Source organism: Geobacillus sp. YF-1 (assembly GCF_052692335.1).
Map to the genome: position 1 here is coordinate 732,714 of NZ_CP199850.1, position 15,199 is coordinate 747,912.

A 15,199-nucleotide genomic window follows, 5' to 3' on the forward strand; every position below is an offset into this window, starting at 1 on the left:
TTTGTCAGTTCGCTTATAGATGATCCGTCTTCTTCGAATACGCGAACTTTCCGGCTTCCCGGTTTTTCTCGCGCATCATGTTTTTTTCATGGCGCTTCGCTTGGTTGTCGCGCGCTTTTTTGTCGTTGTCGCTTGTGTTTGGCATGGACCAGCCCTCCCTGCATTCCGATCGTGTAGAATTAGTATGGACAATTAAACAGGAACTATAGAGGGAGTTGATGGAAAAATTATGGAAAGGTTTTCCGCGGCCACTGGCCCGCTTGCGGATCTGTGATGAATAGAGGACTGTCAGCAATGAGAAGGGAGAGGCTTTAAGCGATGGGGGACGCAGGAGGATAGGGCGAGCGTAGGCCGTCGTCAATGAGAAGGGAGAGGCGCCTGTGTTGGGCAGGCGCCTCTGTTTCGTTTCGCGTCAGATTTCAATGTATCGATTCAGAAAGAACAGCGCGATCGTCCCCGGTCCGGCGTGGGCGCCGATGGCGCTGCCGATGTCGGAGAGGAAAAAGCGCGTACAGCCGTGCGTTTCTTCGATCATCCGCTTCAGTTCAAGCGCTGTTTCTTCGTCATCGGCATGGCTGATGCCAATCGTTTGTTTTTGAAGATCGTTGCCACGTTCGCCCATCAACTCGACCATCCGTTTCAACACTTTTTTCCGCCCGCGCAGCTTTTCCAGCGGAACGAGGGCGCCGTCTTCGACATGGAGGAGCGGTTTGATGTTGAGCAAGCCCCCAAAGGCGGCGGCGGTTTTGCTGATGCGGCCGCCGCGCGCCAAATAGTCGAGATTGTCGACGGTGAAAATGTGTTCCATATGCTGGCAGTACGCCTCGATCGTTTCGCAAAGCAAGTTATATGGGGTGTTGTGTTCAGCCAACTCGGCCGCTTTCATGACGGCAAGCCCTTGGCCGAGCGAAGCGCATTTCGAGTCGATGATCGTCAGGCGAAACTCAGGGTATTCGTCAAGCAGTTCGCTGCGGACGGCCATGGCGGTCTGGTATGTACCGGATAATTTCGAGGAAAAGGCGATATACACGCATGGCCGATTTTCTTTGGCGTACGGCAAAAACAGCTCCTTCATCGCCAGCGGGCTCGGTTGGGCCGTTTTCACCGCCTGTCCTTGGCGCATAGCGTCATACACTTGTTTCGGTTCGATCGTCACCCCATCTTCGTAGTCTTGGCCATTCCAATGGACGACGAGCGGCAAAAAGGCGATATGATGTTCGCGGATGTACGATTGCGGCAAATCCGCGCCGCTGTCGGTGATGATTTGAATGGACATCGTTCGTCCTCCTCTTTTCTCCTTCCGCGTTCCTCGCGGCTCGATCGGCTGAACCGACCGTTTCCGCAGGTGAACAGCGATTCATGTTTCTATGTTCAGTGTAGCCGGTTTCGGTTCGGAATACAACGGAAAATCGGGGACGAGGGAAAAAAAGCTGCGGGAAGCCCGCAGCGGTTATTGGGTGAGCTCATCAAGCTCAGCTTGAAATTGACGCAACTGCGCTTTTTCCGCCGTATTGGAATGCGCGTAAGCTGAAGACAACGCGTTTTTGGCAATGGCGATGGCGCGGTCGACGCTCATGTCGATTTCGCCGCTGGCCGCTTGCTTCGCTTGGGCGACCGCTTTGCGCGCCTCTTGAAATAGACGATTGCCCATTGCTACACGCCCCCAAGCGACGTTTCCACCGCTTTTTCCGCTTTGCGCGCTTCCGCCTCGGCGTACGTCAAATGGTAAGGGATTCGTTTGTCATGCCGTTCGACTGCATCGACGCTTTGCTGGACGAAACGCTTTGATTTGTTTCGTTTGCCCATGACGGATTCCCCCTTTAAAAAATGAAGACGCACGTTGCGTCACGTATAGTGTAACCGCGGCCAGGGAACAGTAGTAAGGAAATTCGTTACAAACGAAAAGCGCCGTTTCAAGCGTGTCCGGTCTGTTTGGAAAAAGGTCCCCGGGCGACGGTTTGGCCATCGCCCAAGGATGAAAATCGGAACCCATCGACACGGTGTTTTTACGGAAACGATCGATGGCAAGGGATCTGCCCTCCAAAATCACCGCTTGCCAACGCGATTTTCACGGAACGGTAGTTAGGAAATGGGACCAACCGCTGTCCCCAACGCCGGCTGAATGCGACGAAAGGGCGGAGAGCTATAGGTCCAAGATGTCTTGCAAATACACGCCGATGCCGTCTTCTTCATTCGTTTTCGTCACATCATCGGCGATCGTTTTCAGCGGTTCGATGGCGTTGCCCATGGCGACGCCCAATCCGGCCCACTCAATCATCTCCAAATCGTTGTCTTCGTCGCCAAAGGCGATCACTCGCTCCCGAGGGATGCCGAAGTGATCGGCGACTTGTTGTAAGCCGGCCGCTTTATGCACCCCATGGCGGATGATTTCAATCACATGCCATGGCTCATTCCAACGCCGATGGTGCAATACGTTGGCATATACGTCGGACAGATATGATTGAATTTGTTCGACATGACTACTCTCTGTATACACGAGCACGCTCGTCGGGTCTTTGCTGAGCGAGCGGCGCAAATCGCCGATTTTCACCGTCGGGTTGCCGAGGCGGACGATGTCGAGCAACACTTCGTCATGTTCGTGAAAATAGACGTCATCCATCACTTCCGCCAAAATGTTTTTGATTCGATACGTTTCCCCAAGTTCGACGATGTCTTTCACAACAGGCAAGGGCAGCGGAACATGGCGGATTCCCCATGACGGTTGGCGCGGGTGGTGGACAAACGCGCCGTTGAAATTGATGATCGGTGTCGTGAGGTTCAGTTCTTCGTAATACATGCGGCTCGCCCGGTACGGCCGGCCGGTGGCAATGACGACAACATGGCCGGCGTCAATGGCGCGGCGGATGACCTCTTTGGTCAGCGGGGAAATCGTCTTATCTTCCCTCAACAATGTTCCATCCAAATCCAGAGCAATTAAATATGGCTTCATGTCTGACTCCTTTGCTTTTGGTTTTCTCATTACCTAGTGTAACTCTTTTCCAAAATCGCTGTCCATATGGTACACTATACAACGATAGAAAAAGAAAAGGAGTTTGTGTAGCGATGGTGATCATTGAACAACAACAGCTGGCCGGCGTGCCTGTTCTTCATGTCGTTCAGCCGGAAAAACGGGACGAACCGCTTCCGCTCATTTTCTTTATTCACGGCTTTACGAGCGCCAAAGAACATAATTTGCATTTCGGCTATTTGCTTGCCGAGGCGGGCTATCGGGTCGTGCTTCCCGATGCGCTGTTTCACGGCGAGCGGGACGAACGGTTGAGCGAACGGAAATTGCAGTTGTCGTTTTGGGACATTGTGGTGCGCACGATCAGCGAAATCGATGAGATGAAAAACGACCTTGTGAGCCGCGGGCTGGCTGACTCGGGACGAATTGGGCTTGCCGGAACGTCGATGGGCGGGATCGTCACGTTCGGAGCGCTCGCCGTCTATCCGTGGGTGAGGGCGGCAGTGGCGCTGATGGGCTGCCCGAATTTTAGCGCCTTTTTTGATGCCATGATTGAAGAAGGGAAGCGACGCCACATCGACATTCCGATGCCGCCGACGTTGTTGGCGTTGGAAAAAGAAAAGCTTGCCCGCTATGATTTATCGAAACAACCGGAAAAGCTCGCCGGGCGGCCGCTCTTCATCTGGCACGGAAAAGCCGACCAAGTCGTCCCGTATGCTTATACATATGAGTTTTATCAGCAAATTAAACCACTTTATGAAGGGAACGAGGACCGGCTGCGATTCATCACCGACCCGCACGCCGGCCATAAAGTGACGCGCGAAGCGTTTTTGGAGACGGTGCGTTGGTTTCGCGAATACGTATGAGGCCGGTGATTTCGTGCCAAATCTGCTGATTCCACCCATTTCTCAATGAGAGAAACCTCGTAGAATCAGCTTTCTTTTCTGACTGAAAATGCCGCTGATTGGTGGGTGACAGCGGTTTTTCACCAAGCCTCTATAGAAGCGGTGATTTCGTACAAAATACGGCTATTCCATCTGTTTCTCAGTTAGAGAAGCCTTGCGAAATCAGCCTTCTTTTTTGGCGAAATGCCGTTGATTTGCTCGTGGCGGCGTTTTTTCGCCAAGCCTCTATAAGTTGAAGCCGACGGCAATGGGCCTCATGGCCGCCGCGCGTTCATCAGACGAAATCCGCCTTTTGCTGCGACGAAGGCGGATTTTTGTCATGAGGGAACTTTTTTCATTCAAATGAATATTTGAATATCAAAAAGGGATATGGTATTCTATATTCAAACAACTATTTGAATGTTGGCAAGGAGAGGAACGGAATGAACCGCCAAGACGTATGCGACGTCTACTGTTATGACGAGGAGAAGGTCAGGCGGATCCAGCGCCGGCTGAATGAGGAAAACATGGCGTCGATTGTGCCGTTTTTCAAAGCGTTGGCCGACGAAAACCGGGCGAAACTCGTCTATGCGCTTTGCGGCGAGGAAGAGTTGTGCGTCTGCGACTTAGCGAACGTCATCGGGGCGACGGTGGCAACGACGTCGCATCATTTGCGCATTTTGTATAAACAAGGCATCGTGAAATATCGGAAAGAGGGAAAACTCGCCTTTTATTCGCTCGATGACGACCATATTCGCGAGCTGTTGCTTGTCGCGCTCGCCCATCAGAAAGAGGAGGATCACCGTGGCGAATGAACAAACATTGGAGCGGATCGAGGCCAAAACATACCGCGTGCAAGGGTTAACGTGCGCAAATTGCGCTGCCAAGTTTGAGCGCAATGTTAAAGCTTTGCCCGGTGTCAAAGAAGCGAAAGTCAACTTCGGCGCCGCCAAACTCACGGTGTGGGGCAAGGCGACGGTGGAAGAACTGGAACAAGCCGGAGCGTTTGAACGCCTGAAAATTCGCGAAGCACGCGAGCGCACTATCCAGCGGGAGCCGTTTTGGAAGAAGAAAGAGAGCCGGAACGTCCTCGTCTCTGCTGTATTGCTTCTGTTTGGCATTGCGGCCGATGCGGCGGACAGCGGGGGAATGGCGGTCGCGATGTATTTGGCGGCGATCGCGCTCGGCGGCTATTCCTTGTTTTGGACGGGGCTGCGGAATTTGGCCCGCTGGCAGTTGGACATGAACACGTTAATGACGATCGCCATTCTCGGTGCGGCGGCGATCGGCGAATGGCAAGAGGGAGCGGTCGTTGTCATTTTGTTTGCCATAAGCGAAGCGCTCGAGCGCTACTCGATGGACCGAGCGCGGCGGTCGATCGCGTCGCTGCTGGAAATGGCGCCCGCTCAAGCGACGATCCGGCGCGGTGCGGAGGAAGTGACCGTTCCGGTCGAAGACGTTCGCCTCGGAGAGGTCATGATCGTGAAACCAGGGGCGAAAATTCCTTTGGATGGCGTTGTTGTCAATGGGGCGTCCACGGTCAATGAAGCGGCGATGACCGGTGAAAGCATGCCGGCGGAAAAAACGGTCGGCGATGCAGTGTTCGCCGGGACGCTGAACGGGGAAGGATTCCTAGAAGTGGAAGTGACGAAGCGGGCCGATGAAACGATGTTGGCGAAAATGATCGATCTCGTTGAAGAGGCGCAGGCGGAGCGGGCGCCGTCACAAGCGTTCATCGATCGGTTTGCCCGCTATTATACACCGTTCATTATGATTGTGGCCCTGCTTATCGCCGTCATTCCACCGCTTGTCGTGGGTGGCAATTGGCTTGATTGGGTGTATCGCGGCCTCGCTGTTCTCGTCATCGGCTGCCCGTGCGCGCTCGTCATCTCGACACCGGTGGCGATCGTCACCGCTCTCGGCCATGCAGCCTGGCGCGGCGTGCTCATCAAAGGCGGGGGATATTTGGAACAAATCGGCCGGCTGCGAGCGGTTGCCTTTGATAAAACCGGGACGTTAACGGAAGGGAAACCGTCCTTGACCGATGTCGTCGTGTACGAAGGAAACCGTGAACGACTGCTGGCGGTGGCGGCGGCCATCGAAAAACGGTCGCAGCACCCGCTCGCTTCCGCTGTCGTCCGTCAGGCGAAAGAGGAAGGCGTACCGTTTCTTGACGTGCCGGTGGATGAATTTCAGTCGTTGACGGGTCAAGGGGTGAGGGCGGTCGTTGGGAACGAAACGTACTACATCGGCCGCCCATCCTTGCTCGCCGATGTGCTCGGCCGTTTGCCGGATGAAGTGGAGCAGCGAATCGCTGCCTTCCGCCAAGAAGGAAAAACGGTGATGGCGATCGGCACGGCCCGTCGGCTGTTAGGATTGATCGCGGCGGCTGATCGACCGCGGCCGTCCGCCGCGGCGACCGTTGCGGCATTGCGGCGTCTCGGGGTCAAAGAGATCGCCATGGTAACTGGCGACCATAAACAAACCGCCCAAGCCATCGGCCGCCAAGCGGGCGTGTCGGCCGTTTGCGCCGGGCTGCTTCCCGAGCAGAAGCTGGCGGCGATCCGCGAGCTGAAACAACGTTATGGCATAACGGCCATGGTCGGCGACGGGGTGAATGACGCCCCCGCTTTGGCCGCGGCCGATATCGGCGTGGCCATGGGCGGAGCGGGGACGGATGCCGCTTTGGAAACGGCGGACGTCGTGCTGATGGCCGACGACTTGCGCCAATTGCCCTACACCGTTCGCCTCGGTCGCCGGACGCTTGCGATCATCAAGCAAAACATTGCCTTTGCCTTAGGGTTAAAAGCGTTAGCGCTCGTTGCCGCCATCCCCGGCTGGCTCACCCTTTGGCTCGCGGTGTTCGCTGATATGGGCGCCACATTGCTCGTGACCTTCAACAGCATGCGCCTGTTGCGGGTGAAGGAATGAGAGGGGGCTATGGCCAGCGAGGAACGGACCTTTGTCCTCTCGCATGCTCGTGAGGGAGGGGGCGGCGGCTAGTCAAGTCAAACGGTTCAGGATGGCGTCTATGGAAGGAGGCATTATGGTCTCTGACTATGAAAAAGCAACGCAAGGTACGAAACACCATGGGTAGAAGAGAGACAACGGATGGATGATCGGGTATTTTCGCTGACCAAAGAGTGGGACCGCATAGCAGCGGGAGGGGGCGATGAAGCGGGAAGTCTTCGATTAGTCGGGATTTCCCAGGTGGATTCGGTATTTTGGGTGCATCGCATTGCCCTGCTTTGTCATCGTTCCTTTGTTGACGTGGCTATTGAACGTTTGTCTTCAACGCGCGGCGAAGGGGAAGAGCTGTAGCGGAAAAAGAACAAATAGGCACAGCGGCATTCCGCTGTGCCTAGCTTTTGTGAACGTTTTCAATCACTGGTGGCATTTGTCTGGCTTAGCGTGTTCGTTCTCCTTTTGTTTGTCATGGCATGGAAAGCAGTACAACATCTCTGTTTCGCGACTGACCACTCCGTTTAAAAACCCATGCAAACAATGGATCGGCTTGCCGCATTGCGCGCAAAAGCCAACAAGCTCTTCCAACCGCCATTTCTCCTTTCATGGGGATTGCACATGTTCACCTTCGGGCTGCGACGCTCGCCATCGCACCCTAAGGCTCCAGCGGTTATGATGCAAGTATATAATTCATTATACTACAAAGAAGGCTAATGTTATGAGCAAATTTGCTGCTAAGGAGTCAGTCAAGACTTTATGGAGAACGTTTTTTTCGGTCCACTACGGGCGTTATCAATCGCTGATTAGCAGACCGTTTTCAGAAGCGGAACAGCAAACATGCTTCTTCGCCAACGGGTGATGGCTGTTCGCCTAGTCTAAGATTTGTCGCGACAGGCGGATATCTTTTTTCTCGCCGGTTCGTATGGTACGGTAGGAACAGACGAGGTCCGGTAGCGTCAAAAGTTCTATGAAAACTCCACACAGACCATCCCATTGAGCATCGTGGGGCATGCAGAGAGCCGGATTCGCCCTTGACCAACACCCGCCAAAGGTGCGGAAGAGTCGTCAAGGGCGACGGGGACAAAAAAGAAGGCAATAGGAAAGCCGCCCTTGCCTTTACCGAATTTTACCTTTGGCGGTGTTCGGTTGGTCAAGGGTTCGCTTCGCCGAATCCGGCAGGAGTTCTGTTCAACGGGCTCTGGAGGACAAAAAAGTTAGGCTGCCTCGTTTTGAAGGAAGTCCTGAGCCATGGCGATCAGCTTCGTCCACCGGGCCGGCATATGCGGCAGCTCGGCGAGCTCCGGGATGACGACCGGCACCCGGCCTTCGAGCGCGCTATGCGGGCGCAGAAAGTTAAAATACGCCACAAACAGCGTCACAAAGGACACCGAGCCTTCCTCGGCGCCAAACCCATGGGTCGGGCGGTAGTTGCCTTTAAAGGTCCGGTTGAATCGCTCGATGATCTGCTTGAGAGGGCGAAATTCTTCCGAGACCGGATCTTCGTTGGTCAGGCCGATTACCTGGCGGACGTCAAACGAAATCCCGTGCTGGGCAAAGAAGTGTTGCGCCAACAGGTAAATCGGGTTGCCATCCACGACGAACGACAAGTCGTCTGGAAGGGACGGCAGCTTCCTGAGGACATCATTGATCGCCTTGATGGCCGAGAGCGTGTCCCGGTTGGGCGAGACGCGATAGGACAGCACGATCTTTTTCACCGCGTCGAACATAAAGAATAGGTAATGCCAACGGCCCTTCACACGAATATATGTCTCGTCCCCACAGAACGAACCGGACAGCTCATACGGAAATCGGTCGACAAAGGGCTTGATCCAAAGCGCGACGCTGTTGGCGTAGTTGAGCACCGTCTGATGAGAGATCGAGACGCCATGGATGTCCTTCAGGGCGGCGGCGGTTTCCCTCGAGGACATCCCAAAGTTGACGTAGTACGTCAACACGAGCCCCAACACGTGCGGCGACGCAGCCAGCCGGGACAAATCGACCTTCGGCTTGATGAGCGACGAGGAAGCCAACGGGAGAAAGTCAAACAAGAACTCCCGAAACAAATACCGCACCTTGAAGGCTTGAGGATTCTGTTGAAACTGTTGGCGCTCTTTCTTCGTCATCCGGCGAAGGTTGGCCTGGTAAAACGGGCAATCGTTGTTCTTGCACTTATAGATGTTGTATTCCTTGCGCTCCTTGATTTTTTCCAACGTCTTTTTGCAGTGCGGACAACGAAAGACCGCTTGCTTGGTGAACCGATTTCGGTGGTTGAACCGGCATTGGCACACTTTGCATTGGTATTGCCCTTTTCCGCCGTTATTGGCGTACAGGTAAGAAGAGGGAGCCTGGCAGCGAGGGCAGGTCAACGAATCCGGCACACGGTGTTTCGCATTCGCGCGGCGCTGGATGGGCCGTAAAGGACGTCTGTGCTGGGCTTCATAGTCTGCCAACAGCTTCCGGTAATCAAGGGTTTCCGGCACATCGATGATCGGAAGGTCATCGACCTGAAGTTTCCGGTACGGCTTTTGGATGGGTTCGTCCCAGTCCTCGAGATGCAAGGATTTCCCCAATATCACACCCATTAAATACACAATGATTTGATATTGGGTCTTGATAATTTCGAGCAAATAGGCTAATAATTGAGGTAACAAAGCTTGTCACTCCTTTGTTTTGGCTGTTGGGTGTCGTTACCTCAATGATGGCCGAAAACAATGGGGGTGGCAAGCTTTTTTTCGTTCAACCGTTGAAACTCAAGGGAAAACCGTGAGTGTGGAGGATAAACTTTTGACAATACCCGAGGTCCGGAAGGGGGAGTGTGATGAAACAAACGATTGCTGGAGTGGTGCTGGCCGGCGGCCAGTCGCGCCGGTTCGGGCGGCCAAAGGCGTTCGCGTTGCATCAAGGCACGCCGTTTTTCGCCTGGTCTGTCGCCGCGCTGGCTCCGATTGCCGATGAGTTGTATCTCATCAGCCATCCGGCGCTTGTCGGCGAGTTTCGTCGGCGAACGGACATCCCGGTGCTGCTCGATGTGGAGCGTTACCGCGGTTCTGGGCCGCTTGCCGGCATTTATACCGCCATGGAACGGAGCCAATCCGATTGGGTGTTCATCCTGCCGTGCGACATGCCGTATATGGACAAAGACGTAACGGAACGGCTCGCCGCCTATGCCGATCCGTCCTTTGACGCCGTCGTCCCGCTCCATGACGGCCGCCCGGAGCCATTGGTTGCCCTGTACCACCGGCGGCTTCGCCCGCTGATCGCCAAGCTGCTCGATGCCGGCGAACGGCGGATGGTTTCGCTTCTTGACGGCGCCCGCGTCCGCTATGTTGACGCCCAACCGCTTGCCGCCGATGAAACCGTATGGCGCAATGTCAATACCGAGGAGGAGTATCGATAAGATAGGAGGATCCATCTCTTGCTGATCGGAAGAGCGGTCCTTGACCACACGGCTCTTCACCACCAAATGTACTTGATGCAGAAAGACGCTCATCATGAAAAATGATTTTGCCTGTCCAATAGCGTTCCATCGTCAGTAAAAGGTCAATGATGAAACGGCAACAGTGCGAAAAAAGAGCCGAACGACCTCGGCTCTTTTGCGTTATTGGACTGGAGATTGATTTTGGTCCATTTCCTTCGCCAACTCTGCCACTTCGGCGACAGTCAGCCCCGTTCGTTTCGCGACTTCGTGAATCGGCAGGACGTCAAGAAAGTTTTTCGCGATTTCGATGGCTTTCTGTTTTTCCGCTTCTTTGACCGCTTTCTCTTTTTCCTGTTCTAGATCTTCTACGAGTAAACGAAAAACTTTATTCATTTTCATCCACTCCTTTATATTCAAGATACTTTAAATGGTTGTCAATGAATCGTTCGTTGCTTTCGTACTCAAGAAGCAAAATGGAATCATCTTCGAGAAGAAACACGGTGTCGGCGCGTTTGTCATCTGCCCGTACAGACGGAAATTCGTTCGGCAGCAGTGCTTTGATTCGCGGGAGTCCGTGAAGTCCGTACACATCGAGGGTTTGGTTTTGGTACAATGCACTGAGCGATTTGAACAAAATATCTTTGGCGTGGTACGAGATCCCGTCTGGCATCGTCTCATCTCCACTCGTTTTTACTTATATTATACCGCCTGTTCAGACGGCTGTCATCTTCGCTCGTGGCACGAGAGTCAGTCAAGACTTTGTGGAGAACATTTTTTCGGTCTACTACGGGCGTTGTCAATCACCGGTTGGTAGACCATTTTTAGGAATTGTTGTCGTAAGCGCTTTCGGACTCTCATCCCTCATCTATATAAGTTGAAATTTTGTTTTACATCCCGCTAATTACTCTCATATCAACTTATACTTAGATGAAACCCGAAACGAAAAGTCGGAAATTCTTTATTGCAACTTATCTTATATAGTAAAGAAAGGTGGGGCAGGGAATTTTATTTTAACTGGTTATACAACTAAATAACGGAATGGAGGGTAAGATGCTTTCTTAACGTTATCTGCCTAGCGTTGTCGAATCTCTTTAAGATGTTTAGAGATAGCCATTTGGCTGATTGGAGGAGTGGTGCTTGATCAAACGTATTCTTTTTTCGACTCTCCCCTAAAACCGCGGTTACTGAAGCAATCCAAGCATAAACGCTTTTCCTACCGCTCCGGACCGTGATTTGACGTTCAGCTTTCGCAAAATGGATGATACGTGGTGTTCGACAGTTCGTTTACTAATGTTCAATTGTTCACCGATTTCACTGATATGCAGAATAACCGAGAGGTTGGCTCTTCATGTCGCATGTATATATAAGAGGGGATCCGATCATAAGCTCGATCGGTTTCGAGTGTATAACGGGTTCGTACTGTCTGAAATTAGCAAATCCCAAAATCCCCCTTGTTCTCATATGTACTAAGTGATATAATACAGTTGTAGATCACGTGCATGATCATGTTTCTCCTAGTATAGAAGTATATGGGAAGGGATGTCGAACATGTTAGGCCATCAAGTGAAAGTTGAATTTTTGAAAGTCTTTACTTGGCGACAATGGATAGTTTGGGCTGCATTGGTGTTAGTTCTGCCTTCCATTCAATTTGTGTTGATAAAGGATGGTTATGTTTACTATAGACAGTTGGATCTTTTCCTGCGTGTAAATTCCAATTTTGTGCCGTTACTTTTTCCCATTATCATGATTCTTGTGTACGCGATTTCTTTTCCAAGTGAACAAAAAAATTATTTTCTTCCCTATGTGCGGATCCGTACCTCTTTGACAACTTACTTTTTTGGCAAACTAATCGCCAATGCGATTTTGTCCTTTTTGATCGCGTTTTTCATTGTATTTCTTCCATTTGTTTTTTGTATGTATGTTGAACCTCATTTAGGGATCGTTCGTTTGTATCCAACCGATGGCAATCCAATTCCTCATACCACATTTGAGCAATTACTGGTCTTAGGGACGTTGCCATATGGAATCCTTTATTCATCATGGGTTGGTCTAAATGGGATGATGTATGCGACAATGGGGTTGTTGCTCGTCATGATTTTAGAAAAGGCGTTTGTAGCGCTTTCCATTCCATTCATCTATTATTTGCTGGGAAACTTTATTGCTCAAGTTCTTGGATATGACCAATTTTCTCCGACTTATGCTATTTTTCCTTTTAGCATATCACAGCAACCTTTATGGACGGCATTCGTGCCTTTCGGGGTTTTATGCCTTATTGTTGTTATATTGATCGTTTATCTAAAAGAAAGGTTGCATCAGTATCATGATTAGAATGATAAACTATAAATGGAGCAATTTTTTTAATGAATTACTAAAAGTCAAGTGGATTCTCTTTGGAGTGATGATTTACATATATGGTGTAAGAGCCAAAGAGCAGATGTATATTCATTCCCTTCAAAGCAAACTGCAGTTGAATAAATGGGATCTGGTGCATAGTTCTTTTGGCAATATTTATCTAATCATTTACTTTGTTTTGCCTTTTTTTCTCTATCATTCTTTAGTAATTATTACATCTAACTTTGATTATACGATCTTCATACGATTTGGTTCTTACCGAAGTTGGGTATATGCAACATTAGCTCAATTTATACAAATTGTCGGCGTATCCATCATCGTCTGGGGAGCAGTGAGCGGAGTTTTGTCAATTGGTGCTCCTCATTTTGCTGGCTGGAGCCCGTTTAGTAAGATGGACGCGTTTTTGAGCGAAACGCAAATATTACAAAAATTGATAACTAGTCCTTTTTTGGCATTGTTGCTGCATTTAGCGTTGCTTGTTTTGAGTGTGAGTTGTTTTCACCTTCTGTTGGCTATTCTTTATGTGAAATGGCAGTACAAAAGGATAGTCGTATTCGCTGCCGTTCTTATATGGGTCTATGCTGGTGTGTCATTTAAACTTCTTCCTCCCCATTCCTTACTCAATTTATGCAATTACTTGATTTTGCATTCGGGAGTTATGCAATTCGGAACTATATGGATATCGATTGTAGTGGTTACAGTGGGGATGATCCTACTTATCTTGGTTATTAACCTATTAGATTTGAATTTAAAATTATACAATTGGAATGACTATGCGGCTATCCTTTTGATTGTCATGTCATTATGGGCGGGTATGAGAGGAAAAGAAGGAACAACGATTTGGGATCAGTTTCTTTTCATGTTTATAGGCGGTTCAAATCAGGCGTTTTATTTTAAGCCATTTTTATGCTATTTGATTCTCTATTTTGGGCTGGTTTATTGGGTTCAACTGTATTTGCAGAAGGAATTGTCAGAAATGGGATATTACAAGCTTTTGCGTTATCAGTCTACCAGTCGATGGTTTTGGGGTTGGTATTGCAAGATAATGTTATATATTGGGGTATATTTGTTCGCCTTAGCTTTACTAGCCTTATTCATTTCTTTTTTGAATGGGTTCTCTTTTGATTTCTATGTCTCTATTGAGCGTTCGGTCACCGTGCTTAAAATCGTTTATCATTTTTTTGTCAATGGTTATCTTCAACTATCATTTTATGTGCTATTTGTGTTTATTATTGCTTGGTTAAGCAAAGAAACGTTTTATAGTTTCGTTGGGATCGCTCTACTTTCATTTTTTATGTTACCGCACCTTAACAATTGGGGGATCGTTCCATCTGGATTAAATAGCATGTCGTATGTACTTACCGATAGCTCGGTGTATCGCATAAGCGTGATTTTAGCGTTATGGAATGTTTTAATGATTGTTTTCTTGCTGTATGTTTTTCGCAAGCAAGATCTTCATTTCTAAAAAGGAGTGAGAATGTTGGCGCATATTCAACTGAATCAAGTGAGCAAATCATTTAAAGGGGAAACGATTTTAGAAAATGTGAATTTTTCGGTGGAAAGAGGGAAAATTTATGGAATTATTGGCCCCAATGGCTCGGGAAAGTCCGTATTCTTTAAACTTATATGTGGGTTTCTACTCCCTGATCAAGGTAGCGTGATTGTGGACGGGGAAGTGTTGGGCACGAATAAGCGCTTTCCCAGTAATTTTGGAATTATCATTGATCGGCCAGGATATATAGCGGGGAAGACAGGATTTGAAAATTTAAAAGCATTAGCCCTCATTCGAAACCAAATCGATGATGACAAAATCAAGCAAACGATGAGAATGGTTGGATTAAATCCAGAATCACCGCAAAAGGTAAAACATTATTCACTTGGAATGAAACAAAAGTTGGCCATTGCTCAAGCCATTATGGAAGATCAACAAACATTAATTTTAGATGAACCATTCAATGCTTTAGATGCTGATAGCGTCGAAACGATCCGCAATTTGCTTCGAAAGTTTAGGGAAGAGGGAAGGACGATTTTGCTCACTAGTCACAATCAAGAAGATATTGATGTTCTTTGTGACGAAGTATATAGAATCAACCGTTTTACACTTGAAAAAGTGAAATAATCTTGTTTGATGATAGTGATTTTATCACAAATGTGTGGGATTTCACTAACGCGTCCAGCCATGACAGTAAAATGGAGGCCGACGAGTGAATGGAATGTGCCATTTCCACCAAAATCTATTTCTTGTGAGATACACGCGGTAACGCTCGTTCCCCCACCGTGACGAGGCGGGTGTCGTTGGGTTCGATATAGCGGGCAAACTCCTTCGCTTGGACGGTGATGCCGTTCGGGTAGAGAATCCGGTTCGTCTTGAGCATGGCGATGACATGGAATCCTTGTTTCAAGCCGTTTTTCCTCGTTCCAAGGGCTTTTCGTGAAAAAGTGGCTCAGTGTCGTTCGATGATTCGGGTGAAAACTCCAGTACCGGACATCCGTCAATGTCCCCGAACATCCCTTGGTCGTCAAGGCGTCGACAAGATGAACGAGAGGCTTGATGACCGGCTTAGAGAAATCAAGCGCCAATCCCAACGTCATGAAAAATTGGTGGATTCCTTGATG

General features: G+C 49.9%; 14 protein-coding genes and 4 pseudogenes. 8 read left to right on the plus strand and 10 right to left on the minus strand.

Annotation, left to right across the window (positions count from 1 at the left end):
• Positions 1-13 precede the first annotated feature (13 nt).
• The 5 genes from ACTVIM_RS03685 to ACTVIM_RS03705 all read right to left on the minus strand — a co-directional run bounded on the left by ACTVIM_RS03685 (position 14) and on the right by ACTVIM_RS03705 (position 2,950).
• Complete coding sequence (locus tag ACTVIM_RS03685; RefSeq protein WP_008879040.1) at positions 14-145, minus strand: DUF3941 domain-containing protein; 132 nt, start codon at positions 143-145, stop codon at positions 14-16.
• Between the two features lie 267 nt (positions 146-412).
• Positions 413-1,276 (minus strand): DegV family protein, encoded by an 864-nt coding sequence (locus ACTVIM_RS03690; RefSeq protein WP_033019202.1) that lies wholly within the window; start codon positions 1,274-1,276, stop codon positions 413-415.
• A 174-nt stretch (positions 1,277-1,450) separates the two neighbouring features.
• On the minus strand, positions 1,451-1,651 hold the full coding sequence (locus ACTVIM_RS03695; protein WP_031405196.1) for a DUF3813 domain-containing protein: 201 nt from the start codon (positions 1,649-1,651) through the stop codon (positions 1,451-1,453).
• 2 nt (positions 1,652-1,653) lie between these two features.
• On the minus strand, positions 1,654-1,806 hold the full coding sequence (locus ACTVIM_RS03700; protein WP_165570920.1) for a hypothetical protein: 153 nt from the start codon (positions 1,804-1,806) through the stop codon (positions 1,654-1,656).
• A gap of 337 nt (positions 1,807-2,143) precedes the next feature.
• Complete coding sequence (locus ACTVIM_RS03705; RefSeq protein WP_033019201.1) at positions 2,144-2,950, minus strand: Cof-type HAD-IIB family hydrolase; 807 nt, start codon at positions 2,948-2,950, stop codon at positions 2,144-2,146.
• 113 nt (positions 2,951-3,063) lie between these two features.
• Between ACTVIM_RS03705 and ACTVIM_RS03710 the strand changes: the two genes are divergently transcribed.
• The 4 genes from ACTVIM_RS03710 (at position 3,064) to ACTVIM_RS03725 (ending at position 7,170) form a co-directional block, all read left to right on the plus strand.
• Entirely contained in the window at positions 3,064-3,831 is a 768-nt protein-coding gene (locus ACTVIM_RS03710) for an alpha/beta fold hydrolase (protein WP_033019196.1), read from the plus strand.
• 461 nt (positions 3,832-4,292) lie between these two features.
• On the plus strand, positions 4,293-4,664 hold the full coding sequence (locus tag ACTVIM_RS03715; protein WP_445613677.1) for an ArsR/SmtB family transcription factor: 372 nt from the start codon (positions 4,293-4,295) through the stop codon (positions 4,662-4,664).
• On the plus strand, positions 4,654-6,780 hold the full coding sequence (locus tag ACTVIM_RS03720) for a heavy metal translocating P-type ATPase (protein WP_445613678.1): 2,127 nt from the start codon (positions 4,654-4,656) through the stop codon (positions 6,778-6,780). The genes ACTVIM_RS03715 and ACTVIM_RS03720 overlap by 11 nt, the downstream gene beginning before the upstream one ends.
• Positions 6,781-6,960: 180 nt before the next feature.
• Positions 6,961-7,170 carry a hypothetical protein gene (locus ACTVIM_RS03725; RefSeq protein ID WP_445613679.1) on the plus strand — a complete coding sequence of 70 codons (210 nt, stop codon included), beginning with the start codon at positions 6,961-6,963 and terminating at the stop codon, positions 7,168-7,170.
• Positions 7,171-8,027: 857 nt separating this feature from the next.
• On the opposite strand, the gene ACTVIM_RS03730 is transcribed toward ACTVIM_RS03725, so the two are convergent.
• Positions 8,028-9,464: a DDE-type integrase/transposase/recombinase gene (locus tag ACTVIM_RS03730; protein WP_445612449.1), complete on the minus strand. Its 1,437-nt coding sequence runs from the start codon at positions 9,462-9,464 to the stop codon at positions 8,028-8,030.
• A 167-nt stretch (positions 9,465-9,631) separates the two neighbouring features.
• On the opposite strand from ACTVIM_RS03730, the gene ACTVIM_RS03735 reads away from it, so the two are divergent.
• Positions 9,632-10,210 (plus strand): molybdenum cofactor guanylyltransferase, encoded by a 579-nt coding sequence (locus ACTVIM_RS03735; RefSeq protein WP_445613680.1) that lies wholly within the window; start codon positions 9,632-9,634, stop codon positions 10,208-10,210.
• A gap of 201 nt (positions 10,211-10,411) precedes the next feature.
• On the opposite strand, the pseudogene ACTVIM_RS03740 reads toward ACTVIM_RS03735, so the two are convergent.
• Both ACTVIM_RS03740 and ACTVIM_RS03745 read right to left on the minus strand, forming a co-directional pair.
• Positions 10,412-10,901 (minus strand): annotated as a pseudogene (locus ACTVIM_RS03740) (hypothetical protein).
• 511 nt (positions 10,902-11,412) lie between these two features.
• Positions 11,413-11,547 (minus strand): annotated as a pseudogene (locus ACTVIM_RS03745) (response regulator transcription factor); the annotation flags it as partial.
• A gap of 232 nt (positions 11,548-11,779) precedes the next feature.
• On the opposite strand from ACTVIM_RS03745, the gene ACTVIM_RS03750 reads away from it, so the two are divergent.
• The 3 genes from ACTVIM_RS03750 to ACTVIM_RS03760 are packed head-to-tail and all read left to right on the plus strand — an operon-like array spanning position 11,780 to position 14,702.
• Complete coding sequence (locus tag ACTVIM_RS03750) at positions 11,780-12,559, plus strand: ABC transporter permease (protein ID WP_445613681.1); 780 nt, start codon at positions 11,780-11,782, stop codon at positions 12,557-12,559.
• Positions 12,552-14,048, plus strand: a complete 1,497-nt coding sequence (locus ACTVIM_RS03755) for a permease (protein ID WP_445613682.1) — start codon at positions 12,552-12,554, stop codon at positions 14,046-14,048. The genes ACTVIM_RS03750 and ACTVIM_RS03755 overlap by 8 nt, the downstream gene beginning before the upstream one ends.
• Before the next feature lie 15 nt (positions 14,049-14,063).
• Positions 14,064-14,702 (plus strand): ABC transporter ATP-binding protein, encoded by a 639-nt coding sequence (locus ACTVIM_RS03760; protein WP_445613683.1) that lies wholly within the window; start codon positions 14,064-14,066, stop codon positions 14,700-14,702.
• A gap of 148 nt (positions 14,703-14,850) precedes the next feature.
• Here ACTVIM_RS03760 and ACTVIM_RS03765 read toward each other — a convergent pair.
• Positions 14,851-14,973: pseudogene (locus ACTVIM_RS03765) on the minus strand (IS701 family transposase); the annotation flags it as partial.
• 10 nt (positions 14,974-14,983) lie between these two features.
• Positions 14,984-15,175, minus strand: a pseudogene (locus tag ACTVIM_RS03770) (IS701 family transposase); the annotation flags it as partial.
• Between the last annotated feature and the right edge of the window lie 24 nt (positions 15,176-15,199).

Excerpts from the sequence above, each read along its gene's own strand:
- ACTVIM_RS03750 (WP_445613681.1), top strand. The coding sequence starts at position 11,780 with ATGTTAGGCCATCAAGTGAAAGTTGAATTTTTGAAAGTCTTTACTTGG.
- ACTVIM_RS03695 (WP_031405196.1), bottom strand. The coding sequence starts at position 1,651 with ATGGGCAATCGTCTATTTCAAGAGGCGCGCAAAGCGGTCGCCCAAGCG.
- ACTVIM_RS03710 (WP_033019196.1), top strand. The coding sequence starts at position 3,064 with ATGGTGATCATTGAACAACAACAGCTGGCCGGCGTGCCTGTTCTTCAT.
- ACTVIM_RS03690 (WP_033019202.1), bottom strand. The coding sequence starts at position 1,276 with ATGTCCATTCAAATCATCACCGACAGCGGCGCGGATTTGCCGCAATCG.
- ACTVIM_RS03755 (WP_445613682.1), top strand. The coding sequence starts at position 12,552 with ATGATTAGAATGATAAACTATAAATGGAGCAATTTTTTTAATGAATTA.
- ACTVIM_RS03705 (WP_033019201.1), bottom strand. The coding sequence starts at position 2,950 with ATGAAGCCATATTTAATTGCTCTGGATTTGGATGGAACATTGTTGAGG.
- ACTVIM_RS03715 (WP_445613677.1), top strand. The coding sequence starts at position 4,293 with ATGAACCGCCAAGACGTATGCGACGTCTACTGTTATGACGAGGAGAAG.
- ACTVIM_RS03735 (WP_445613680.1), top strand. The coding sequence starts at position 9,632 with ATGAAACAAACGATTGCTGGAGTGGTGCTGGCCGGCGGCCAGTCGCGC.
- ACTVIM_RS03685 (WP_008879040.1), bottom strand. The coding sequence starts at position 145 with ATGCCAAACACAAGCGACAACGACAAAAAAGCGCGCGACAACCAAGCG.
- ACTVIM_RS03700 (WP_165570920.1), bottom strand. The coding sequence starts at position 1,806 with ATGGGCAAACGAAACAAATCAAAGCGTTTCGTCCAGCAAAGCGTCGAT.
- ACTVIM_RS03725 (WP_445613679.1), top strand. The coding sequence starts at position 6,961 with ATGGATGATCGGGTATTTTCGCTGACCAAAGAGTGGGACCGCATAGCA.